Source organism: Methanomethylovorans sp. (assembly GCF_050177135.1).
Lineage (GTDB): Archaea > Halobacteriota > Methanosarcinia > Methanosarcinales > Methanosarcinaceae > Methanomethylovorans.
Map to the genome: position 1 here is coordinate 1 of NZ_JBFXHJ010000132.1, position 6,050 is coordinate 6,050.

The following is a 6,050-nucleotide window of genomic DNA, read 5'->3' on the forward strand; positions in this document are numbered from 1 at the left end:
GATAGCAAGAGGCATGAGGGACTGTACCAGGGAATACGATACTGCGGTCATAGGAGGGGATATTGACACCCATGATGAACTTACTATTTGCGGCACTGCTCTTGGAACTGTACCAAAAGGAGAACTGTTAACAAGAAAGGGTGCACGGGTAGGAGATAAGGTGTGTGTTACAGGATACGCAGGTTCTGCGGGTGTTGCACTGTATGCCCTGGAAAATGGTATTGATGCACCGGCTAGTGTCCTGAAGTCTTTGTTGCAACCCATGCCCCGCATAAGGGAAGCAATGGAACTTGCATCCATGGGTCATGTGACAAGCATGATGGATACAAGTGATGGCATTGCAATGTCACTATATGATCTTTCCAGAGCTTCAGGAGTTGGGTTCAGACTACAGGAAAAGGCGCTGCCTTTGCAGCCAGAGGTAAAAGCATTAATGTCTTTCGACAGGGTAACTCTAAATTCTATGGCTCTTTATACTGGAGGTGATTTTGAACTGATCTTCACTGTAAGGCCGGAGGGCATTGAAGAAGTGCTGAAGCTGGGCAATATCAGTATGATCGGAGAGGTCTTACCTCATGAGAAATCGATCTCCATACAGAAGTCGGATGGTACTGTGTTACAAGTGGAACGAAAAGGCTATGAACAGTTAAAGATAGCAGATAATACATAAAATGCGAGAAATCAAGTAAAGTAGAAATATGGTAGGTTATATCATGAAAACCCGTTTAGGTTTTGCTATATATTTAGTATTGATACTGCTGGCAGGTGGCGCAATTGCGATCCCAAGCATTTCTGACCACTCTCCCGCCAGCGATCCGACTTCGATAGTTGGTAACAGCCCGGATTTCAGTGTGAACATAAATGAAACTGCTAATGTTACCTGGTTTTTGAATGGCTCACTGGTCAAAACAGATGCATCAGTAACCACTTCTGAATATTCAAATGATGGTGCATCTGCAGGGGAATATAATCTTACAGCCAAAGCACAAAATGCCAATGGAACTGACCAGTATATCTGGACATGGACCGTGGAAAATGAACCTTTGTCGATAACAGACTTCAATCCTGACGATACAACTCCCGAATCTGCAGCCGGGGACACAGTAGATTTCGATGTCACACTCAATCAGGAAGCTACTGTCAGGTGGCTTATAAATGGGAATGAAATGGAAAACGTTACAGGTTCCTCAGATTCATATTCAAATAACACAGCTGTGGCTGGAACATATAATGTAACAGTTATTGCATCTAACCTGAACGGTACTGACCAGCAGACCTGGGATTGGACTGTTTCAAACGCAACAAATGAATCACTGTCAATCACAGGTTTCAATCCAGCTGACACCACTCCCGACTCAACGACAGGAAATGCAATGGAATTTGGTATTACACTCAATCAGGAAGCTACTATCAGATGGCTCATCGATGGGATTGAGATGGATACTGAAACAGGATCATCAGGTTCTTATTCGAACAACACGGCTGTTGCAGGCACATATAATGTAACAGCGATAGCGACCAATGTGAACGGCTCAGATCAACAGATATGGGACTGGACAGTTGCAGAAGCAGAGAACGATTCACTGGAGATCACAGATTTCAGTCCTGAAGATGATCCTTCAAGTGTGGTGGATACTTACCAGAATTTCACAGTTGAAACAAATCAGGATGCAGATATAGAATGGTATATAGATGGAGATCTGGAGCAAACGAACGATTCCGTATCTATCGCATCATTTAGTGTTGATGGTGAGGAGCTGGGCTCTTATAACGTTACTGCGATAGCATCAAATGTGAATGGGGAAGACCAGCAGGAATGGACCTGGGCGGTAGTTTCTAGAACGTATTTAAGTGGCGATCGTATCTGGGATGCTGATGCCAACCAGTCCCTTGATTACACATGGACCGCTCTGAGCTACTCTGGTTTCTACTATGACCTTGACACAGGTGAAGGATCAGAGACCATGACCGTACATCTCGAAAGCGATTCTGACAGGTCCATCGATGAAGGTGACCTTGAATATGAGACCACGCCCATAACCACCGAGTTCGAGTACGATGATTGGGGCGATTATCAGGTCGTAGGGTTCATGGCTGAGAAATACTTCGCAGGGTACCTTGACACTACAGAATTCGCTGATGAGGTAAGTGTCATGTCGGATGGTATGCTTTCCAAGGTGCTTATAGATGAAAATGACAAAAAATCTCTTTATGCAGGTTCGAGCCTTACATTGGAAGATGGGTATGCCCTGAACATCGTAGAAGTTGATACAGATGGTGACAACGTATATGTGACACTTTCCAAAGAAGGCTCACAGGTCGATGAAACAATCGTAAAGGATAATGGCACATACGTGTATGAAGCTGATCTGGGAGACAGTGATGATGTAGCCATCATAGCTGTGCACTTTGGTAATATCTTCATGGGTACAGAAGCCAGTGCAGTATTTATTGACGCTATATTCCAGATCTCCGATGAATACATCAGCATTGAATCCGGTGATAGCTATGGTGTAATGGAAATAAACACTGTTAGCGATGAAAAAATAACCATGGAAAATGAAGATTCAATATCCCTTAATAAGGGCAAGGTTGCCAGTATCATGGGGAAATTGAAGTTCATCGTTGCTGATGATTCTGTTTTGAGGTTCGCTCCCTTTGTTGACATGTCAGAGGCCGGTACCTATGAGCTAAGAGGTACTGTTGCTGAGGAGGAATTTGAATGGACACCTCTTAACTTTGAGGGTTTCTATTACAACATCGATGAAGGAATAGGCACCGAGAAACTGGAGATCACAGAACTGTCAGACAGAACAATTGACGATGGAGACCTTGTATATACCTCTACTCCTGAGGATGTAAGTTTCGAGTACGATGACTGGGGAGAATTCGAGGTAATAGGGTTCATGGCTGAGAAATATTTTGCAGGGTATCCTGAAAACGATTTTACAGATGAGCTAAGCCTTGTTTCCCAGGGTCAGTTGTCCGAGGTGCTTCTGGACGAAAGTGATAAGACATCTCTTATCTCAGGCACATCGTTAGTACTGGAAGAGGGTTATGCTCTGAGCATTGTTGAAGTTGATGTAAATGGTGACACTGTGTATGTCAGCCTTACAAAGGATGGCGATGAAGTCGACGACGACATCATTGCCTCAGACGGGACCTACGTATACGAAATGGATGTAGGAGACGTTGATGATGTACCTGTTATAGCCGTTCACTTCCAGGATGTTTTCCAGGGGACTGAAAGCAGTGCTGTGTTCGTAGACGGTATCTTCCAGATATCTGATGAGTACATATCCGTAGAAAGTGGTGAAACTTTTGATGAGATGGAAGTGACCAGTATCTCGGAAGACGGCATTACCATGAAGAATGAGGATTCCATTTCTCTTTCAAAGGATAAAGAGATCACTGTGATGGGTGATATCAACTTCAAGGTAGCTGATGATAGCACGGTCAGGTTCTATCCCTTCGTGGAGGTGCAAACATCCGCATCTGAAGCACTTGAGATCGATAATAGTGAAGTGGTCACTGAAGGTACCGCAATGACAATAACGGTCACCTCCAGAGGCATGGCAGTAAGCAATGCAACATTAAAGATCGATAGTAAGACCATTGGTTCCACCTCTGAAGAAGGAACACTCAGGTATACGCCGGACAAGACCGGTAACTTCACCATAAACGCAGAAAAGGAAGGATATGTTTCTGCAAGTTCCAAGCTTGAGGTAATATCCGCTCAGGACGAATCAAGGAAGATGACCATAGATATCGCTCCTGAAGAAGTTTATGAGGGAACTAATGCTAAATTCCGTGTACTTAAGGCCATAGGAGGAGAAGCTATCGAGGGTGCGGAGGTCACTTTTGATGGTAAGTTCATAGGCAACACTTCAAAAGATGGAAATGTTACCTATACTGTTACAGAAGTGGGCATGCACAAGGTGACAGCTTCCAAGTCCGGGTTACTGGATACGGAACTTAACTTTGAGGTAAAGGAACTTGCTGCTAAGTTCACCTTTACTAACCTGCAGATCTCGCCACTTGAGGTAAGGGCTGGAGATGAAGCAACTATCTCTGTAAATGTAGCAAACACTGGAACAGCACCTGGTAACTATACTGTTGAATTGAAGATCAATGGTACTGTGGTAGGTTCTCAGGAAGTGGCACTTAACAATGGAAATTCCACTACATTGGAATTTGTCCATGTGGAAGAAGAGCCAGGCACATATATAGTTTCAGTTCAGCAACTGAGCGTTACTTATGAAGTACTGGAGAAATCTGGTACTGTCTGGTATGTTCTCGGAGGTATCATCCTGCTGGCTGCGGCAGGGGTTGGCTATCTGTTCACTGCTGGCGGCTGGACAGTGGAAATGGCAAAGGAAAAAATAAATGAATTTATCGGTTCTATCCGATAAATTCAATTAACTTATTTTTTTTGACACTCTTTCTATTGCTTCCATCAAACTGTTCCTTGGCATGATCGTAGCCACGGGGATCCTTAGTATTTTTTCTACAGTAGAACTTACAATAGGTGCGCATACCAGGGCACATGCGCCTCCACGCTCTGCTTTAACTGCTGCAATGATGGCTTCTTCTATGGAAGTGGCAGAATATTCCCTTATAGTACAGAGGTTTCCTCCTATCTTTTTCTTTGTCTCCCTTATATTGTCAAGCACCGGCCTTGCAGCAATGACAGCTATAAAATCTCCCTTTTCAGCATTCTGCAGTCTTTTTATAGTTTTAATTATCTGTCTCAATGTTTTCATGTTAGGCTCTCTTTTGCCTGACATGATCTTGTACAAAGTGCTCGCGGGTATGCTAGCCTCCTGCGCAAATTCCACTGCAGTCATACCAATGTCTTCTTTCAATATTATAGAAAATGTTCTCTGGAACTCGTCGTAAGAATCGATTATAGCATTCATTATCCTATCAGATGATTCCATGTTTCCTCCATACCTCAAATATAGTGTCCTTAAGCGGTAAGGGGCAAGCTTATATTTATACTTTCAGGAAAATTGCTTTATACCTCACAGGAAACATTAAATATAGCTCAGAATAACGGTTCCATTATTGAGAAAAAGAGGTATCGATATGAACAGCAAAAATATTAACAGAATTCTGGGAGCCATCTTTGTTATTACTGCTGTGATGGCCATTGCGTTTATTTCAGGTTGTACTGAACCTGAACAAGAGGGAAACCTTACAGGAGATCTAACAGAATCTCTCACAGAGATACACTTTGGATACCAGCCCAGTACGCATCAGATAGCATATCTTACCGCAAAGGAGAAAGGTTGGTGGGACAATAACCTGGCACCTTTGGGTATAGTGAAAACAACAGATAATCTCTTCCCAAGTGGAGCACCGGAAATGACATCCATGCTTGCTGGGGATCTCGATGTGGCATATGTGGGAGCAGCACCATTCATATCCGCTCTAAGCGGAGGGCTTGATGCCAAGATCGTAGCTGCTGTCCAGGTACAGGGTTCAGATCTCGTAGTACGCACAGGTGTTCCTTATGAAAAACCTGAAGATCTCAAAGGAATGAAGATAGCTACATTCCCACCAGGAACTATCCAGGACACATTGCTTAGAAACTGGCTGAAAACGAATAATATTGACCCTGATAAAGATGCAACCATTCTGCCTATGACACCTGCAGACGCTGTCACAGCTATTTCTGCTGGCCAGGTTGATGCTGTTTTCCTTCCACACCCTTCACCAACTGAAATAAAGGAAAAGGGCTATGGACGTACAGTGGTTCAGTCAGGGGAGATCATGCCTAACCACGCATGCTGTGTGGTCGTGGTAAGAGGCGACATCATCAGGAACCACCCTGAAGTAGTTGCTACAATTGTTGCAACACATGTGGATGCTACAGAGTACAACAATGAGCATCCAGAGGAAGCAGCACAGATCTATGCAGCTGACCAGGAAATGAATATAAGCATTGTCCAGAACTCCATTAATGAGTGGGATGGCACATGGGTGGCAGATCCGCATCTGATCGTGAACTCCACTGTGGATTATGCAACCATACAGTATGAACTGGG

The 6,050-nt window shown here is 43.9% G+C and carries 4 protein-coding genes; 3 read left to right on the forward strand and 1 reads right to left on the reverse strand.

The genetic code is table 11. From position 1 onward, the window contains the following. Both AB7U21_RS09670 and AB7U21_RS09675 read left to right on the forward strand, forming a co-directional pair. The coding region (locus AB7U21_RS09670) for a thiamine-phosphate kinase (RefSeq protein ID WP_428388636.1) at window positions 1-670 on the forward strand (670 nt) is incomplete at its 5' end. A 43-nt stretch (window positions 671-713) separates the two neighbouring features. Continuing rightward, complete coding sequence (locus AB7U21_RS09675; protein WP_428388638.1) at window positions 714-4,412, forward strand: S-layer protein domain-containing protein; 3,699 nt, start codon at window positions 714-716, stop codon at window positions 4,410-4,412. Window positions 4,413-4,418: 6 nt separating this feature from the next. Here the strand turns inward: AB7U21_RS09675 and AB7U21_RS09680 are convergent, their stop codons facing one another. Further along, window positions 4,419-4,940, reverse strand: coding sequence for a helix-turn-helix domain-containing protein (locus AB7U21_RS09680; protein WP_428388640.1), 522 nt, complete (start codon window positions 4,938-4,940; stop codon window positions 4,419-4,421). Window positions 4,941-5,088: 148 nt separating this feature from the next. On the opposite strand from AB7U21_RS09680, the gene AB7U21_RS09685 reads away from it, so the two are divergent. Further along, window positions 5,089-6,050 (forward strand): ABC transporter substrate-binding protein (locus tag AB7U21_RS09685; protein WP_428388642.1); only part of this gene is annotated, 962 nt, incomplete at its 3' end.